The organism is Halomonas sp. PGE1 (assembly GCF_013000985.1).
GTDB lineage: Bacteria > Pseudomonadota > Gammaproteobacteria > Pseudomonadales > Halomonadaceae > Halomonas > Halomonas alkalicola.
In genome coordinates, this window is record NZ_CP053032.1 from 644,460 (window position 1) to 660,634 (window position 16,175).

Genomic DNA, 16,175 nt, shown 5'->3' on the forward strand with positions numbered 1-16,175 from the left:
ACCTGGAATAGCGCTGTGAGAAGTGCTGTAAAATGCGCCGCCAGGCCGTTGGTGGCGCTGATGGCCACCCTGCTGGTGGCGGGCTGCGCCACCTCTCAGGAGGAGCTGATGCCGGTGGGCGATACCACCATGATGGAGATCTGGCAGAACCAGGCCGGCCACAGCACCGGCGAACGCCGCCTGCTGGACGTGCGCAGCGAGCTGCGCCGGCCCCTGGAGAGCCCGGAGTTGGTCAGCGAGCAGCTGCGCTACAGCCGCGACGCCAGCAACGAGATCTACAGCCAGTTTCGCCGCCTGCCCAACCCGGACCTGGTGATGTACGTCTTCCCCCATCTGGCCGGGTCCGAGCAGGTACCGGTACCTGGCTACTCCACGGTGTTTCCCCTCTACCAGCGCACCCAGTACGCCATGCCCGGCGAGAGCGCTCGCCCGAACGCGCTGCTGGAGGGTCGGGGTAACGAGGGGAGGGCGCGCTGATGTCCAAGTTCGACGACCTGATGAACCGGCTGTTTGGCAGCGCCCCGGCCGGCGACAGCGATCCGGGCCAGACGCAGGAAGCCGTGCTTTCAGACAGGGATGAGGACGAGCAAGGCGAGACGCAGGCGGCCGAGCCGCAGGCGCTGGCCGCGCTCAACAGCGACGTTCACGGCCGGCCGCTGGCCCTGCCCCGGGGCAAGGCGCCTTCCGTGGCCGAGCTGCGCGCGCACTTCCGCCGGGCGCCCTCGTTCAGCAACTACCTGCCCTGGGTGGAGTACCTGCCCGAGTCGGGCTGCTTTCTGCTGGAAGACGGCGTCTCGGTGGGGGTGGTGGCCGAGGTCTTCCCCATCGCCACCGAGGGCCGCGCCCCGGAGTCTCTGGAGGCGATTCGCGACCAGATCGAGGCCGCCTTTCAGGACAGCCTGCCGGAGTATGAGCAGCACCCCTGGGTGGTACAGCTCTTCGTCAAGGATGAGGTCGACGCCCGCCCCGACCTGGAGCGGATGCGCGACTATGTGCGACCCCGGGCCCGGGAGACCGAGTTCACCCAGGACTGGCTGGCGAGCATGGGCGCCCACCTCAAGGCGATCTCCAAGCCGGGCGGGCTGTTCCAGGATGACGGGGTGACCCAGACCCGCTGGCGGGGCCAGACCCGCCGCACGCGCCTGGTGCTCTACCGCTGGCTCGGCAAGAAGCGCCAGGCGGGAGAGCGTCAGCGGGGGCTCTCCCCCGAGCAGGCCGCCAATCAGGTCTACGACCGGCTGGCCGCCGCGCTGCACGGCGCGGGACTGCGTCTGGAGCGCTACGACGGGCGCGCCTTTCACCGCTGGCTGCTGCCGCGGTTCAACCCGCGGCCGCGGCTGGCCCCCGATGAGCCGGCGCGCTTCTACTCCCTGTGCGACTACCCCGAGGACGCCGGTGACGTGGCCTGGAACTACGATCTGGCCGAGGGAATGCTCTTCAACTCGCCCCGAGGCGATGTGGAAACGGGGCTCTGGTGGTTCGATGGGCTGCCCCAGTGCTGCGTGGTGGTAGAGGAGATGCGCCGGGCGCCGGTGGTGGGTCATCTCACCGGCGAGGTGCGCCGCTCCGATGGCCAGGCCAGCAACGCCCTGATGGACAAGCTGCCCGAGGGCACCGAGGCGGTGCTGACCATCGTGGCGACGCCTCAGGAACCCCTGGAGGACCATATCAACCGCCTGCACAGCAAGGCGGTGGGCGACAGCGTGCTGGCCCGCCAGGTCCGCGAAGACTGCGAGACCGCCCGCCGCTACCTGGGCCAGAACCACAAGCTCTATCAGAGCACCCTGGCTTTCTTCCTGATGGGCGAGAACGAGCAGGACCTCCAGCAGCGCAGCATGGCGCTGGCCACTCAGCTGCTGCAGGTCAACCTCTCGCCGGTGGATCCTGAAGACGAGGTTGCCGGCCTGAACACCTACCTGCGCTGGCTGCCGATGAACTTCGACCCGGAGCAGGATCGCAAGAATCGCTGGTACACCCAGTTCAATTACGTCCACCACCTGGCCAACCTGGCGCCGGTGTTCGGGCGCGGCCGCGGGACCGGTCACCCCGGCATGACCTTCTTCAACCGCGGCGGCGAGACCTTCAGCTTCGACCCGCTGAACCTCGAGGACCGCTCGGCCAACGCCCACATGCTGGTGTTCGGCCCCACCGGGGCCGGCAAGTCGGCCACTCTGAACGGCGTGCTGAGCCAGGTCATGGCCATGCACCGCCCGCGGCTGTTCATTATCGAGGTGGGCAACAGCTTCGGGCTGCTGGGCCAGTATTTCGAGCGCAAGGGGATGAGCGTCAACCAGGTCAAGCTGTCGCCGGGCTGCGGGGCCAGGCTGCCGCCGTTCGCAGCGGCCACGCGGCTGCTGGAGAACGAGGTGGAGGAGCGCCGCCTGGCCCGGGACGCCGCGGACGCTAACCCCTTCGAAGAGGCGCCCCTGGAGGAGGAAGAGGAGCAGCCCGACGAGGAGCGCGACCTGCTGGGCGAGATGGAGATCACCGCCCGGCTGATGATCACCGGCGGCGACCCCAAGGAGGAGCGAGAGTTTCGCCGCGCCGACCGGCGCATGGTGCGCGACGCCATCTACCGGGCGGCGGAGAGCTGTCGGGAAGAGGGCCGCGACTGCATGACCCAGGACGTGCGCGAGGCGCTCTATGCAATCTCCCGCGACACGGAGATCCCCGAGGAGCGGCAGCGTCGCGCCTATGACATGGGCGAGGCCATGGGGCTGTTCTGCGACGGCTTCGACGGCGAGGTGTTCAACCGCCCCGGCACCGCCTGGCCCGAGTGCGACGTAACCATCATCGACCTGGCCCATTTCGCCCGGGAGGGGTACGAAGCCCAGCTCGCCCTGGCGGTGATCAGCGTGACCAACATGATCACCAACCTGGCCGAGCGCGATCAGTACAGCGGGCGGCCCATCGTCCAGGTCATCGACGAGTGCCACCTGCTCACCGTCAACCCGCTGCTCAGCCCCTACCTGGTCAAGGTGGGCAAGATGGGTCGCAAGCTCTCCCACTGGATCTGGATGGCCACCCAGAACCTCGAGGACTTCCCGGACGCGGCCCGCAAGCTGCTCAACATGATCGAGTTCTGGCTGTGCCTCTACATGCCCCCGGACGAGATCGAGCAGGTCAGCCGCTTCAAGGATCTCACCGCCACCCAGCGCAAGCTGATGGCCTCCGCCACCAAGGTCTCCAAGAAATACACCGAGGGGGTGGTGCTGTCAGGGCGCCTGGAAGCGCTGTTTCGGGTGGTGCCCCCCAGCCTCTACCTGGCCCTCGCCGGCACCGAGGGCGAGGAGAAGGCCGAGCGCATGCGAGTGATGCGCGAGCAGGGCTGCTCGGAGCTCGAGGCGGTGCTGCACATCACCCAGCGGTTGGACGAGGCCCGGGGTATGGGGTCGGTGACAGAGATATAGGTTTAGAAAAGTCGTTGAAATTGGCCTAATCTTCCACTTGATGTGTTGAAGTTAAACCATGACGGTTTAATAAAGACATTCAGGTTGGCTGATTGGGCATTCTATGGCGACGAAAGTAAACCGGCTGTGGCGGCAGATCCCCCATGGCGCCGTGGTCACCACAGCGTGGCTGGAGACCCACGGGATCAGCGCCAACCATGCCGCCAAGCTCACGGAGGCAGGCTGGCTGAAGCGCCTTGGGCGCGGCGCTTACTGCCGGGCAGGCGACCCGCTGACCTGGGAGAGCGGGGTCTTTGCGCTGCAGGCGCTCAGCGACCCCGCTGCACCGCCGTTCTGGCCGGGCGGCCAGACCGCCCTGGCCCTGCAGGGCTTTGCCCACTACCTGCCCATGGGGCACGACACCACTCACCTGTACGCGGCGGAGCCCCGCTCGCCGCTGCCACTGTGGCTGGAGAAGGCCGACTGGGCCGGAGCGATCGACCTGCATCAGAACAAGGGGCTGCCGGTGGATCTTTCCGGCAGCCTCATGGACTACAACCCGCCCGGGGTGGGGTTTGCCCTGCGGATCTCGACGCCGGAGCGCGCTATCCTCGAGTGGATCGCCATTACGCCCAACGACCTGCTGTTCAGCAGCGAGCTGGTGGATACCTTCACCGGGCTCAATACGCTGCGCCCGCGCCGGCTACAGTCGCTGCTGGCAGAGTGCCGGTCTGTGAAGACCAAGCGTGCTTTCCTGGTGCTGGCTCGTCATGCCGGCCACGCCTGGTACCATCGACTGGAAACCCACAGCCTCGACCTGGGGAAGGGCAAGCGACAGCTCTGCAGGGGAGGGCGGTTGGACAAGGAATATCAGGTCACGGTCCCGGAGGCGTTCACGGATGAGCATTGAGGCCCGCTATCACGAACAGGTGCGGCTACTGGTCGCGCTGTTGCCCTTTCTGAATGACGAGCCCTGCTTTGCCCTCAAGGGCGGCACGGCCATCAACCTCTTCGTCCAGCCCTTCCCGCGGCTGTCCGTCGATATCGACCTCGCCTACCTGCCGCTGGAGCGCCGTGGCGAGGTCCTTCACCGTTGTCGCTATGCGCTGCAGCGATGACACGACCAGAAGGTCGGTGCAGGAAGCATTGGATAATTTCATTTCAGGAGCTTTGCAATGAGCGCTGTCCCGTTCACTGATCGCGAGTTAACGCATGCCTGGCGAGAGCTTTCAGCTATCGCGACACCAGTGGCAGGTGGCAAACGCAAAAACCCACACCGCTTGCTGTTGTTCTACGCAGTTGAGTGTGGCTTAAAGGCAGTGTGGCTCAAGCGGCAGAACCGCCGCCTTTTCGACCACGAAGACATCGACAGAACCGGTCATAACCTGCGACGAATGCTAAAAGAGTTGAAGGTAGGGGCTGATCTCTCGCTGCCCGAAAATTTGCAGCTTTCGCCATTCAGACAAAGCGGCGCTCTGCAGCCCCGCAACGGCGATATTGGTATCCTGCACCAAGCTTGGCGCTATGGTGGGAAATGCGCGGCCCCCAGCGACAACGATTGCGAACACCAGCTGGAGCAGGTGCTGAACTGGATTCAAGGAGAACTCAAATGAGCCTGCAAACGGATACAGCCGAGCGCTTGCTGACTTGGCTGGATGTCGAACGCATACTTAAGCAGCGTACATTACTGTGGACCTGTTTGCCCACAAGTGTGCTTAGTGTGGACTGCTTTGCCGATGGGATGGAGGTGCGTCATGTCGCAGATGATGAGCCTGTGGATGACTGGCTGAGAAAAATCTTCGGTCATGCATACCAGCGCGACCCACGTTGCATCCGCCTTCGAATCGGCGAAGCCTGCTATCCGGTGGAATTTGTGGAGGACCCTGAGGGTGCGGTACCTGCATTAGGGCAACACTACCCGCTATGGCGCGATGTCACTTACTTATCTACCGATGAGGCAGACTCCGATACCTCCGCTCCACAGCCCCTTAATCGTCCCATGGTAAAGGCGCCGAAGAGTTGGACCACAGGCCCTGACTTAGTTTCCTTCCACTCCTTCAAGGGTGGGGTCGGTCGCACTACCGCACTCATGACCTATGTCGCGGCATGTGTGCAAGACTCTAGCTCAGGACCTAAGAAAATCCTCGTAGTAGACGCGGATTTGGAGGCCCCCGGCGTCAGCTTCTGGCTGGATGAAGCCAACCGGCCTACAGTGTCTTTCGTGCAACTGCTGGAGGCCTTGCACTACCCACCCTTCGGGCTGGATGCCACACTGAATTTCTTTGCGGATGAGTTACGTAAGACCTCACTTAATGTGGGTGGCTTGCAGCGTGAACTGTTTGTTTTGCCAGCCGCCTTGGACTTGACCGACATTCAGGACATGCCCGTGGCGCCCGAACACTTGGCGCGCAACCCGACCAACCCTTGGAAGTTATCGGATCATTTGCATGCGCTGGGTCAGCGTCTAGGTGTGGACGCTGTGTTTATCGATCTTCGAGCAGGCTTGAGTGAGCTTGCCAGCCCTATCTTGTTCGACCCCCGGGTGGATCACTTTTTTGTCAGTACCGTGGCACCTCAATCGGTGCAGGGCATGGCTGAAGTGTTGCGTCGCCTATACGCTTTCAATCGGCAGTTGCCGGCAGAGCAACAAGAGAGTGCTCGGCCCACGGTGGTATTGAGCCTGCTGACCAAGGAGCTACGAGATGCAGGGCATTACGAAGTTGCATTGAAAGTGCTAGGTGCGGCCTACCCTACAGATGATGCATTGACTCCAGGGGTGCAGTGGCTAGAGGCCGAGTTCCTGAGTACCCTGATGTCCATCGGGTCGATGCGTGAGGCGCTGGATGCCTTGCCTCTTTCCAGTCTCTTATTTTCTAGCGCGAGCGAATGGGCTAAAGCTCTTTATGCAGACACTGCAGAAGGTGACGAAAGTCCCAAAGTTTTGTCACGACAGGATAAAGCAAGAAGGTTGTATGAGGTATGCGAAGCAGCGGAATTTGCTGATAGCAGCACTACAAGCGCTATCCTTGCAACGGAGCCGCTGCTCAATCTTGGCAAACATTACTCCAGTGAGCTGCCTAATCTATTAATGATTGGTGCTAAGGGGGCTGGTAAGACTTTTACTTTCCGCCAATTGGTTGGGGCAAGGTCCTGGCGGAATTTTTTGGGGAGGCTTGGTTTTAGACCGCCGAGTATTAAAGATGCCGCTGTTTTCCCCATGCTGTGGTCAGAGAATATTGAAGATTCGCCTGGCGGAGAGATAAAGTTAGTTCAAAAGAGCACGCTTGATTTGATTGAGGGCGACAAAGGCCTCCTGCTTAGTGCTAGCGAGATTCGGCGAAGAATTGATGATGCGCTCAAAACCCCGCCTGAGCACTGGGAGGACTTCTGGGACGACCTTATTGCTTTGCAGTTCGGAGTCTCGTCTGGAGGGTTGCGAGCTCTTAATCAAAAGCTGGCTGTGCATGGGGCGCGAGTTGTTATCATGTTTGATGGGATTGAAGATGCTTTCAAAGATGCTAATGACGGCGATGCGTCTAATGCAATTCATGCCTTGTTGCGGTTACCCAATCGTATCGCTGAGCTGGATAAGCGATGTGTGGGTGCCATGATTTTTGTGCGAGCTGATTATGTGCGAGCCACTATTCGGCAAAATCTGGGTCAGTGGATGCAGCGCTTCCAGCCTTTTCGCCTGCAATGGAACCCAGAGAGCTTCTTGCGCTTAGCCTTTATGCTGAGCTGCCAAGCTGGGGTGTGTTCTAGCGATATGAGATCTGCAGAGTCCCTGCGCATAGAGGAGCTGAAGGGCGAATTAGAAGGTCTTTGGGGGAAAAAGCTAGGTAGAGAAAAGTCCAAAGAGGCACACTCGGCGAGATGGGTGTATTCTGCGTTGTGCGACTTGAAGGGTAATGTGCAAGCCCGTGATTTAGTCCGCTTCCTAAAGTTTGCTGCAAAGTTAGAGTCAATGCAAATAGAGCAGAAGTGGGGTGATCGTTTACTTTCGCCAGAATCCATGCGCAATGCGATTCCAGAGTGTAGTGTCGAGAAAGTTAGCGAAGCCAAGTCGGAGATTGCCCCTCTGAAAAGGTGGATTGAGATTATGGAGCAGCAAGACGTTCGCAACCTCAGAGTGCCGTTCAGTCGAGAGCAGGCACTGCTCGATCCGGATCTTCTTAGCTCCTTGCAGGAAATTGGTGTGATCTATGAGGACGTTGGTGGGAGCTTGGGAGAGGAGCGATTGTTTCTGCCTGAAATCTACCGATACGGTCTAGGCTTCAATACCTCGGCGGCTGGACGTCCGCGCACGCAGGCCTTACTGAAAAAAAATATTGGGTCGATTCCGCTCTGAATATGAACATGGCCATGAGGCTTCAGCGCTCTCCTGCCCCAGAAGAGACTGCGGGCTAAGGAGTTAAACCGAGTCGAACGGCTGGTTTGTAGAGCTGAGGAAAATTCCACGGACGGCTACCCTAGTCGAAAGGTGCCCTGCCTGCCATGTTTTCGGCAGGCAGGGTGAAGAAATTTAGTCCTCAGTTCTCACCAGCCAACCCTCAACCGTCTCGGCACCATATTCATCCTTCCACGCCTTCAGCGTCTTCTGGTTGCCGCCGCGGGTCTCGACGACTTCGCCGGTGTTGGGGTTCTTGTAGATCTTCAGCTTACGCTTGGCGCGGCCGGTGCTCGTGGTGCTGGCGACCTTGGCGGTAGCCTGCTTGGGGTCCAGCAGCTTGATCACGTCGGCAGCTGACTTGTCGAACTCGCGCATCAGGGCTTCGAGCTTGTCCTTGAACTCCAGCTCGGCCTTGAGGCGGTCGTCATTTTTCAACTTGTCGAGCTCTTCCTGGAGCTGCTTGAGCTGCTGTTCCTTCTGCATGTAGGTATTGAGAATGGACATGCGTCTCCTCGCATTGGGTGAGTGTTGGCAGCAAGTATGGTGGCTGCTGTTATTTGAATCAATGCCTCTCTTCAGTTAACCGGGGCTGTGGCAGTTGCCAGCATGATGATGGGTGCTCTGAGATATTGGGCTACTGTCCCAGAAAACACCTCGCGGTCGAGTTAACATTTCCTGATGCAGCGCAAAGTTGACTCCGTAATGCTGTGCCAGTTCCTTTTCTACTGGAGTGGCAAGCATGGAGAGACACCACCCGCGCCGTTGGCTGGCCGCTTTCGTGCTATTCCCTTGCCTCGCAGGCCCTGCACTTGCCGAGCCAGCTATCGAGGTCTTTACCACTGCCGGGGCGCCGGCAGTCAATGTGCCCTCGGGCCTGGCGGTGATCGAACTCGATGCGCCCGGTCGCCTGGATGCCGAGCTGTCGCGTGATCTTCCTGCTGATCCCGACGTTGCGGCGGCCATGATGCGCGAGCGCATGGCGACGCCTGAGTGGCAGGAGACGGCCGACCGCTATGCCGATAGCTATCTCGGGCTGGCCAGGGCCTGGCAGCTGGGTATCGAGAAAGTCCCCGCGGTGGTGATCGATGGCCGCCAGGTGATCTACGGCCAGCCGGACGTGGCCGAGGCGCTGAGAGAAGCCGAGCGGCTAATGGGGCAGGAGGGCCGCCGATGAGGCCCTTCAAGACGGCGGGGATTGTGCTGGGCGCCGTGCTGCTGAGCCTGGGCGTGGTGGAGAAGCCGGCCCAGGCCTTGACGACGCCGCAGATCGTCGCCTCATCGCTCTCCACCCAGTGCCTGGACTACCAGGTCATCGGCATCTGCGTCTGGCTCAACTGCTCCTGGTCGGGCTGCTCGATCCGCACCTCGGTGCAGGTGCGCCACTATATTCCCGAGCTGGTGGTCTCCAGCTACGAGAACACCGGCGACAACCCCTGGTGGGAGGTAGCGGCGCTGTCGCCGCCGCTGGGCGAGGCGCTTGCCGGTGGGCAGAGCACCTCCGATGTCAGCCGGGCTCAACACGAGCACCTGCGCTTCAAGAACGTGGACGCCATCGGCCATCCCGCCGGCGGGGCCTTCAGCAGCTTCGCCAGCGCCTTCGGCATGACCTGCGCCGGGGCAGCGACGCCCTTCCAGCCCTGCCACCTCTCGACCCTGGACGCCCTGGCGTGGCGTAGCGGCATTCCCGAGTCGCTCTACCCCGAGGCGCTGACGCCCGGCATGCGTGAGCTGGGCCAGCCCGGCGACCTGTGGGGCAATATCTATCCGCGCAGCGGCTTCCTGACCCAGGTGCACGACTACAAGACCGCGGCGACCACTGCCCAGCGCTCTGCCGATATCGTCACCCGCACCGGGCAGCCCCATGTCTACACGCCGCTGGTGGCCGCCCGCCGCGACGGCTACTGGCCGCCCGGGCCGGTCAAGGAGGGCGATGCCTCGACCCACCGCTGGCAGCGCCTGACCCCCAACATGAGCAACGCCTGCCGGGTGTGGCCGGACCGCGGCGTCACCGACACCTACGCCGACCGCCTGGACGCGGGCGGTGACTACGCCTGGTCGCTGTGGCGCCCCTATCGCTGCTGCCAGCGCCGCGGCCAGACCCTGCTCTACGCCGTCCCCTGAAGGAGAGAAGTCGATGAAAGGATCTCGCACGCGACGCTTCACCCTCACACCGCTGGCCGGCGCCCTGGTGGTGGGACTGCTGTCTACCCATGCTGCCCAGTCTCAGGCGCAATCCGCCGATGCCCTCTACTACCAGATCGGCGGCGCCTCGCCCTTCAGCGTCTCCGCCGGGCGGGGCTACAATCCCAACGTTCGCGGTATCGGCATCAGCTGGAACATGAATGCCACCTGCGGCAACTTCGATATCGGCGCCACAGTCTCCAACCAGCTCAACGGCGTCACCGACGGCTTCCAGAACCTGATGGGGACGGTGGTTCAGAACGCCCAGGGTGCCGTGGCCTCGCTGCCCGCCATGGTCATCCAGCGGGCCAACCCGGGGCTCTATGACCTGCTGAGCAATGGCGTGCTGCAGGGGCGGGTGGACTTCGACCGCGCCTCCATGTCCTGCCGCCAGATGTCCGAGCGCATGGCCGACATGGTCACCGGGCAGGGGTGGCAGCAGATGGCCGCGGCCGAGAGCTGGCAGAACGCGGCCCAGTCCAACGCCGACGTCGTCGCGGCGCAGGAGCAGGTCGACCAGTCGGGCGGCAACCAGGGCGTGACCTGGGTGGGAGGCCAGCGCCGCGGCGGCCAGGATCAGGCGCCGATTCGCGTGGTGCAGGACACCGCTCGCGCCGGCTACAACCTGCTGCACGGCCGTGATGACACCACCAGCACGGCCCCCATTGCCGGAGGCGGTGGCGGCTGGGGATCGGTGGCCACCAACGAGGGCTCCTGGATTGGCGGCGGTGGGCTGGCCGGCGCTTCCGGTGGGAGCGGTGGCGGCGCAGGGTCAGGCAGCGGGGCAGGGAGCTGCCTGGGCGGCATGTGCACGGTCTGGCAGAGCCCCGAGGAGGCCGCCGAGTGGACCCAGACGGTGATCGGCGAGCAGTCGATTCGTACCTGCGACGGCTGCGAGCGCAGCGAGACTCAGGCCGGCAGTGGCCTGGTGCGCGAGCTGGAGCGTGAGCAGCAGGAGGTCTACGGGCTGCTGCAGGGGCTGGTCGACGGCAGCGAGCCGCTGACCCCGGAGAACCTGCGCCAGGTCTCCGCCGGCGACGGCCTGACCGTCTCCCGAGGGGTGATCGAGTCGCTGCGCAGCGACCCCGAGGCCTCGCTGCTGATCCACCGCCTGAGCGGCGAGATGGCCCTGGCCCGGACTCTGACCAAGGCGCTGTGGGCGCGCCGGCTGCTGCTGGCCGGCAGCAGTGATCCGGGCATCGCCGACAATGAGCAGGGCATGTCGGCGCTGGATCGCAAGCTGGTGGCCCTGGATCGGGATATCGAGTCGCTGCGCTCCGAGATGGAGATCCGCCAGGCGCTGGGCAACAGCGCTGCTGGCATCGCCCTGGAGCGGGCCGCCCGGCGCAGCCAGGGCGCCTCGCAGGGCGAGACCTTCCGTCCGGATGCGGCCCTGGACGGCCGCGGCCGCCCAGCCGGCGAGGAGGGCGGTGACTGATGGCCCCACGTGCTTTCTCCTGGCTGAACCCGGCCCGCTGGCCGTCGCTGCTGGTCGCCATGGCGGTGCTGGTCGTCATGTTCCTGCTGAGCGGCGCCATTCTCGCCGTCAGCGTGCGGCTGCTGGGTGGGCTCGAGGCCCACCATAGCGCCTGGCAGGCCGCCTGGCAGGCCGCCTGGCCTTGGCTGCTGGCCTGGCGGATGAGCCTCTACGCCGCGCTGGCCTTGGTCTGGTGGCGCAAGGTGCGCCATCGGGCGGTGGCGCGGCTGCGCCGAGATCGCGATGACGGGCAGCAGGCGCTCGCCAAGCTCCGCCGGCTCGAGCTGATGGCCTTGGGTATCCTGGTCCTGCTGGAAGTCACCAACCTGATCAACCAGCTGGGAGGTGCCTGATGGGAGGCCTGCTGACCGCGCCGCTGGTGGTGTTCGACTACTTCGCCAACGCCATGACGCTGCTGGGCTGGATCATCAACAACGCCATCTGGAACGTCATGGTCGGCACCGGCATCGCCGCGGTGCCGTTCATTACCCTGGTGCTCTCAGAGTGGTTCAAGGCCCGCCAGGAGGGCGACGAGGCGGGGACCAAGGGCATCCTCACGGTCAACCGCATCGAGACCCGGCTCTACGCCATGATCCTGGCCTACGCCTTCACCTGCCTGCCGCTGCTGCAGGTCCAGCTGGCCACCGCCGATATCGACGAGAGCCGCTCGCTGGAGTGCGGCACTCGCCAGTTTGCCGCGGGCGGCTGGTCCGAGGGGGCGTTCGGCGCGACCGAGAGTTCGATCGGTGGCCAGCAGGCCAGGATCCCGCTGTGGTGGGCGGGGGTGCATGCGGTGTCCCACGGGCTCACCGCCGCGGCGATTCACGCCATTCCCTGCTCGACGGACTTCGAGTCCATCCGCATGGAGCTGGACCTGCACAGCGTCGAAGATCCGGGGCTGCAACAGGAGGTCGGCGAGTTCCAGCGTCAGTGCTTCGGGCCGGCGCGCAACCGGCTGCTGCAGGAGGGCGGCACCATCGAGGCGACCCGCGCCATGGACGTGGACTGGATCGGATCGAACTACTTCCAGACCACGCCCGGCTACTACGACAGCTTCTATGCCGGGCGGCCCATCGCCGGCTTCCCCTATGATGCCGACCGGGACGTCTCCCGGCCCAATACCGGCCCGGGGATGCCGGGCTACCCCTCCTGCCGGGAGTGGTGGTCCGCCGAGAGCGTTGGCCTGCGGGCCCGGCTGCACGAGGAGGTAAGCCCCGGGTTCTGGGACGACTTCCGCAGCGTCTTCACCAGCAGCGACGCCGAGGACTACGTGATCCGTCGCCTGGTCAGCCCTCGCTCGGGTGCGGCCAGCGGCAACCTGGATCAGGCGGTGGTGGGCTTTCGTGGGCTGGACGGCGGTGGCTTCTGGGATGCCACCGTGACAGCCGGCGCGATGGTAGGCGGCACCCTGTCGATCCTTCCCTTCCAGGCCGGAATGGACATGCTCAAGCAGGCGCTACCGATGGTGCAGGGCATCCTGGTGATGGCCATCATCATCTGCCTGCCCTTCGTCATGGTCATCTCCAGCTACAGCTTCAAGGTCGCCGGCATGGCTACCTTCGGGCTCTTCGCCGTGTGGTTCCTGACCTTCTGGTGGGAGCTTGCCCGCTGGATCAACGCCAACCTGGTGGATCTGCTCTACCGCAGCGACGCCGCCAAGCTGAGCTGGCTCTCCGCCGCCAACAACCTCTACGACCGCATGGTGCTGCAGTTCGTGGAGGGGATGATGTTTCTGGTGCTGCCGACGATCTGGGTGGCGGTGCTGGGATGGGCGGGCATGAAGGTCGGCAGCGAGCTCGCAAGAGGCATCGGCGACGGTGGTGGGAAGACTGCTCAGGGAGCAGGGAAGCAGGGAGGGGACAAGGTTCAGTCGAAGTCCTGACCAGTATTGATCCTTCCTTCCCCCTCAGTGCTCCGGGTCGGATGAGTATGGAGACCCACCCGGATCGCTAGAGCTAGGGCCGAAGCGTAGATGATCTGGTACATCGTCATGGTCTTCGCACGCAGAGGTGCGTTGCAGCATCCCCTGAGCCACACCACCAGCCACCACGGCCGCTCCTCCGGCCACCTTGCCGGCTCTCCGAGCGATGCGCTGCCACCCCTCCTGGGTGGTGGCCGTTTGGGCAGTGGACTTGGCCATGCCAGCGGCGGAGTCGCGGAGCACGCGCAGCGACTCTGTCGTGCTCGCCTGGGTGTGCCAGCCATCGGACCAGCCGTCCTGCTGGCTCTGTCGATGTGCCTTATTGCCAGCTGCGACGGCTCGGGCCAGGAGTGATTTCATGGCCATGGGCTTCCCTCCCTGGATACATCAGATCTCTAGCATAGACCCAGCATGGGGGAAGCTCCACTGGGGTCAGCTGAGGGATGCGAGATGCTCGATGGTCTCGGGGTACTTCTGGACCAGCCGGATGAGTGTCTTGGCCTGGGCGTTGGGCTTGGCGCGGCCCTGTTCCCAGTTCTCCAGCGTCCTGGGGTTGGTGCGCAGGTACATGGCAAACACCGGTCGCGACATATGCAGCTTCTCGCGCAGCGCGATGAGCTCATCGGCAGTGACGTCAGGGACCTCATCCAGAGCGACAGGATGCGAGCGCAGCGTGCGCTTGCCTTGGCGCTCCTCCGCCAAAGCGTCGAAGCCCTCGACGAGTTCGTCAAAGATGTTGCGGTCCATGGTCATGTCCTCGCGTTGATCTCAGCATCCAGCATTTGCCTGAGGGTCTTGCGCTGGGCCGGGGTCAGGTCGTCCTGAGCGTCCTTGTCGTACAAGGTGAAGAGCCAGAACTGTGAGCCGTTGAGCCACCAGTAGTAGATGATGCGAACCCCGCTACGCTTGCCCTTCTGTCGTTTGGGGTCACTGAACCGAACCTTTCGAAGTCCGCCCGTGCCCTGAATGACATCACCCGCGGTAGGGTTCTTGAGCAAGAGGTTCTGGAAGGCGCGAAATTCGGCGTCATCAAAATAGGAGGAGCGATGCCGCTCGAACGCGGGCAGCTCGACAAAAATTGCTTTCATAGAAGTGTACGTAGTTTGCGTATAGTTTTGCCGCAGCGAAAGGGAATGTCAAGTGTGCACGCTGACGAGGCTGCTGGCATTACATCAGAAAAAGGTGAAAAGCCCAAAGGCTGGAAGGGAAGGGGACTCAAGGGGAAGGGGCTTGCCCCTAAAGGCCGGGGAGAGTGCGGACGACAAAGGGAAAGGGAAAAGGCAAAGGGTTGCTGCCGGCGCTGGTCGTTTCTCACCCTGTCGTGGCGCCGCTAGCTTGAAGCGGCGCTGCAGAAAGAAACCGCAGCTTTTGCAGAAAGCCTCCTACCTAACTCACTGATTCTGCTGTTTTTGCACTATGCGCTTCCCCTACGTCGGCGCACCTGTGCAGAATGAAGCGCTGTCTGCATCTACCGACAAGGAGGTCGCCGTGGGATTTCGCTTCCAGCGCCGTATCACCCTCGCGCCGGGTATCCGCCTCAATCTGAGCAAGCGGGGCCTCGGGCTTTCGGTGGGCCCGCGGGGCGCGAGCCTCAGCGTGGGGCCAAGGGGCGTGCACGGCCACGCGGGCATTCCCGGCACCGGGCTCGCCTATCGCCAGAAGCTCAACGCCCGGAGCCGTTCGGCTGGGCGGGGAAGCAGCGGCGCCGGCCGCGCAAGCCCCGCGGGGAGCCTGGAGGCGCTGCTGGCGTAGTCTACCCCTCACGTGAAGCTGGCTGCTGTCGTTCATCGTGAAGGCTCAGGCCCCGAGTGTCAGTGTTAACTCCTTTAATGCGGGAAGCTCGCGCGCTTATGGGGGAAGGTTGTGCCCTTGTGAGGGGAGATCCTCTTCTTGTGGGGGGAGTGCAGCGTCTTATGGGGGGAGCATAGTGCTCGTTTAAGGGCAGACCACCGACCAGATGCCTATCACCTCGCTTTCTCAACCAAGCGGGCACCTGCCTAGCAACTGGCGATAGTAAGTCGGCATTTTTGCATCTTTGTGGATGATGCATAAATCCCCTTGACTCATTCGCGCTGCCAGCCTACGCTTCGTTGCATCATGAAGGATGACGCAACAAGGCGGAGCGCGATGACGACCGCAACACCCCATGAGGTGCCCCTGGAGGCCCTCGCCGAGATCAAGCCAGGCTACCCCTTTCGCGGGGCGCTCAAGCACGACCCCAAGGGGAGTGCGCGGGTGGTGCAGTTGCGCCACCTGGACCCGGAGCAGGGCTTTGGGTCCAACTGCCGGGAGGATGCGTTTGATCGGGTCACCCTGGAGGGCAAGCGCAAGCCGGACTACCTGCAGCCCGGTGATCTGCTGTTTATCTCTCGCGGCTCGCGCTTCTTCGCGGCCGTGGTGCCTGACGAGATTCCTGCCGAGACGGTCTGCACGCCACACTTCTTTCTGATTCGCCTGACTGAGAAAGCCAGTAGCAAGGTCTCGCCCGAATTTCTGGCGTGGCAGATCAATCATCACGACGCCCAGGCCTACCTTGCCCGCTGGGGCCAGGGCTCGGCCCAGCACAGCGTGACCAAACAGCAGCTCAAGGCGCTGCCCGTGACCCTTCCCGATCTCGCACGGCAGGCGCTGGTGGTGGCCTATCACCGCGCCGCTCGGGAAGAGGTGACGCAGCTGCAGGCGCTCATCGAAAACCGGGCTCTGCAGATGCAGGCCCTGGGCAGCGCCGTCCTCGCTCAGGCGCGGGCGCCGCAGCCAGCTTCAAACACCATACCGCATGCTTCGGCCGTCGCCGGCCACCACTGATCAGGGAGGATA

Annotated in this window: 16 protein-coding genes; 13 read left to right on the top strand and 3 right to left on the bottom strand. The window is 63.4% G+C overall.

All coding sequences use genetic code 11. The features are described 5' to 3' along the window. Positions 1-60 precede the first annotated feature (60 nt). The 6 genes from HIR79_RS03095 to HIR79_RS03120 all read left to right on the top strand — a co-directional run bounded on the left by HIR79_RS03095 (position 61) and on the right by HIR79_RS03120 (position 7,737). Positions 61-477, top strand: coding sequence for a TIGR03751 family conjugal transfer lipoprotein (locus tag HIR79_RS03095; protein ID WP_169956701.1), 417 nt, complete (start codon positions 61-63; stop codon positions 475-477). Beyond that, the gene (locus tag HIR79_RS03100; RefSeq protein ID WP_169956703.1) at positions 477-3,410 is read left to right on the top strand and encodes a conjugative transfer ATPase; all 2,934 of its coding nucleotides are present in this window, start codon (positions 477-479) and stop codon (positions 3,408-3,410) included. Before HIR79_RS03095 ends, HIR79_RS03100 begins: the two co-directional genes overlap by 1 nt. Positions 3,411-3,513: 103 nt before the next feature. Next, complete coding sequence (locus tag HIR79_RS03105) at positions 3,514-4,299, top strand: type IV toxin-antitoxin system AbiEi family antitoxin domain-containing protein (protein WP_169956705.1); 786 nt, start codon at positions 3,514-3,516, stop codon at positions 4,297-4,299. Further along, a complete protein-coding gene (locus tag HIR79_RS03110) occupies positions 4,289-4,507 on the top strand; it encodes a nucleotidyl transferase AbiEii/AbiGii toxin family protein (protein WP_502708658.1) in 219 nt (72 codons plus the stop codon). The genes HIR79_RS03105 and HIR79_RS03110 overlap by 11 nt, the downstream gene beginning before the upstream one ends. Before the next feature lie 57 nt (positions 4,508-4,564). Further along, positions 4,565-5,002, top strand: a complete 438-nt coding sequence (locus HIR79_RS03115; protein ID WP_169956707.1) for a hypothetical protein — start codon at positions 4,565-4,567, stop codon at positions 5,000-5,002. Continuing rightward, positions 4,999-7,737: a KGGVGR-motif variant AAA ATPase gene (locus HIR79_RS03120; protein WP_169956709.1), complete on the top strand. Its 2,739-nt coding sequence runs from the start codon at positions 4,999-5,001 to the stop codon at positions 7,735-7,737. Before HIR79_RS03115 ends, HIR79_RS03120 begins: the two co-directional genes overlap by 4 nt. 174 nt (positions 7,738-7,911) lie before the next feature. Here HIR79_RS03120 and HIR79_RS03125 read toward each other — a convergent pair whose 3' ends face one another. Further along, on the bottom strand, positions 7,912-8,283 hold the full coding sequence (locus tag HIR79_RS03125; RefSeq protein WP_169956711.1) for a histone-like nucleoid-structuring protein, MvaT/MvaU family: 372 nt from the start codon (positions 8,281-8,283) through the stop codon (positions 7,912-7,914). Between the two features lie 235 nt (positions 8,284-8,518). Here HIR79_RS03125 and HIR79_RS03130 point away from each other — a divergent pair, with 235 nt between their 5' ends. Genes HIR79_RS03130 through HIR79_RS03150 form a run of 5 tightly spaced genes read left to right on the top strand, consistent with a single transcriptional unit; the run spans position 8,519 to position 13,319 of the window. Next, entirely contained in the window at positions 8,519-8,953 is a 435-nt protein-coding gene (locus HIR79_RS03130; protein WP_169956713.1) for a TIGR03757 family integrating conjugative element protein, read from the top strand. Beyond that, a complete protein-coding gene (locus HIR79_RS03135; RefSeq protein ID WP_169956715.1) occupies positions 8,950-9,900 on the top strand; it encodes a TIGR03756 family integrating conjugative element protein in 951 nt (316 codons plus the stop codon). The genes HIR79_RS03130 and HIR79_RS03135 overlap by 4 nt, the downstream gene beginning before the upstream one ends. A gap of 13 nt (positions 9,901-9,913) precedes the next feature. Next, complete coding sequence (locus HIR79_RS03140; protein ID WP_169956717.1) at positions 9,914-11,398, top strand: integrating conjugative element protein; 1,485 nt, start codon at positions 9,914-9,916, stop codon at positions 11,396-11,398. Continuing rightward, positions 11,398-11,790 carry a hypothetical protein gene (locus tag HIR79_RS03145; protein ID WP_169956718.1) on the top strand — a complete coding sequence of 131 codons (393 nt, stop codon included), beginning with the start codon at positions 11,398-11,400 and terminating at the stop codon, positions 11,788-11,790. Before HIR79_RS03140 ends, HIR79_RS03145 begins: the two co-directional genes overlap by 1 nt. Continuing rightward, a complete protein-coding gene (locus tag HIR79_RS03150; RefSeq protein WP_169956720.1) occupies positions 11,790-13,319 on the top strand; it encodes a conjugal transfer protein TraG N-terminal domain-containing protein in 1,530 nt (509 codons plus the stop codon). The genes HIR79_RS03145 and HIR79_RS03150 overlap by 1 nt, the downstream gene beginning before the upstream one ends. Before the next feature lie 471 nt (positions 13,320-13,790). Here the strand turns inward: HIR79_RS03150 and HIR79_RS03155 are convergent, their stop codons facing one another. Next, positions 13,791-14,105 carry a helix-turn-helix domain-containing protein gene (locus HIR79_RS03155; RefSeq protein WP_169956722.1) on the bottom strand — a complete coding sequence of 105 codons (315 nt, stop codon included), beginning with the start codon at positions 14,103-14,105 and terminating at the stop codon, positions 13,791-13,793. 2 nt (positions 14,106-14,107) lie between these two features. Then, positions 14,108-14,446 (bottom strand): toxin, encoded by a 339-nt coding sequence (locus HIR79_RS03160; protein ID WP_169956724.1) that lies wholly within the window; start codon positions 14,444-14,446, stop codon positions 14,108-14,110. Between the two features lie 400 nt (positions 14,447-14,846). Between HIR79_RS03160 and HIR79_RS03165 the strand changes: the two genes are divergently transcribed. Together HIR79_RS03165 and HIR79_RS03170 are read left to right on the top strand one after the other, a co-directional pair. Further along, the gene (locus HIR79_RS03165) at positions 14,847-15,110 is read left to right on the top strand and encodes a DUF4236 domain-containing protein (RefSeq protein ID WP_169956726.1); all 264 of its coding nucleotides are present in this window, start codon (positions 14,847-14,849) and stop codon (positions 15,108-15,110) included. A gap of 375 nt (positions 15,111-15,485) precedes the next feature. After that, complete coding sequence (locus tag HIR79_RS03170; RefSeq protein ID WP_169956728.1) at positions 15,486-16,163, top strand: restriction endonuclease subunit S; 678 nt, start codon at positions 15,486-15,488, stop codon at positions 16,161-16,163. The last annotated feature ends 12 nt before the right edge of the window (positions 16,164-16,175 follow it).

Bases quoted from the DNA above. Each gene is read 5' to 3' on its own strand.
- HIR79_RS03095 (WP_169956701.1), top strand. From the start codon at position 61: ATGGCCACCCTGCTGGTGGCGGGCTGCGCCACCTCTCAGGAGGAGCTG.
- HIR79_RS03100 (WP_169956703.1), top strand. From the start codon at position 477: ATGTCCAAGTTCGACGACCTGATGAACCGGCTGTTTGGCAGCGCCCCG.
- HIR79_RS03105 (WP_169956705.1), top strand. From the start codon at position 3,514: ATGGCGACGAAAGTAAACCGGCTGTGGCGGCAGATCCCCCATGGCGCC.
- HIR79_RS03110 (WP_502708658.1), top strand. From the start codon at position 4,289: ATGAGCATTGAGGCCCGCTATCACGAACAGGTGCGGCTACTGGTCGCG.
- HIR79_RS03115 (WP_169956707.1), top strand. From the start codon at position 4,565: ATGAGCGCTGTCCCGTTCACTGATCGCGAGTTAACGCATGCCTGGCGA.
- HIR79_RS03120 (WP_169956709.1), top strand. From the start codon at position 4,999: ATGAGCCTGCAAACGGATACAGCCGAGCGCTTGCTGACTTGGCTGGAT.
- HIR79_RS03125 (WP_169956711.1), bottom strand. From the start codon at position 8,283: ATGTCCATTCTCAATACCTACATGCAGAAGGAACAGCAGCTCAAGCAG.
- HIR79_RS03130 (WP_169956713.1), top strand. From the start codon at position 8,519: ATGGAGAGACACCACCCGCGCCGTTGGCTGGCCGCTTTCGTGCTATTC.
- HIR79_RS03135 (WP_169956715.1), top strand. From the start codon at position 8,950: ATGAGGCCCTTCAAGACGGCGGGGATTGTGCTGGGCGCCGTGCTGCTG.
- HIR79_RS03140 (WP_169956717.1), top strand. From the start codon at position 9,914: ATGAAAGGATCTCGCACGCGACGCTTCACCCTCACACCGCTGGCCGGC.
- HIR79_RS03145 (WP_169956718.1), top strand. From the start codon at position 11,398: ATGGCCCCACGTGCTTTCTCCTGGCTGAACCCGGCCCGCTGGCCGTCG.
- HIR79_RS03150 (WP_169956720.1), top strand. From the start codon at position 11,790: ATGGGAGGCCTGCTGACCGCGCCGCTGGTGGTGTTCGACTACTTCGCC.
- HIR79_RS03155 (WP_169956722.1), bottom strand. From the start codon at position 14,105: ATGGACCGCAACATCTTTGACGAACTCGTCGAGGGCTTCGACGCTTTG.
- HIR79_RS03160 (WP_169956724.1), bottom strand. From the start codon at position 14,446: ATGAAAGCAATTTTTGTCGAGCTGCCCGCGTTCGAGCGGCATCGCTCC.
- HIR79_RS03170 (WP_169956728.1), top strand. From the start codon at position 15,486: ATGACGACCGCAACACCCCATGAGGTGCCCCTGGAGGCCCTCGCCGAG.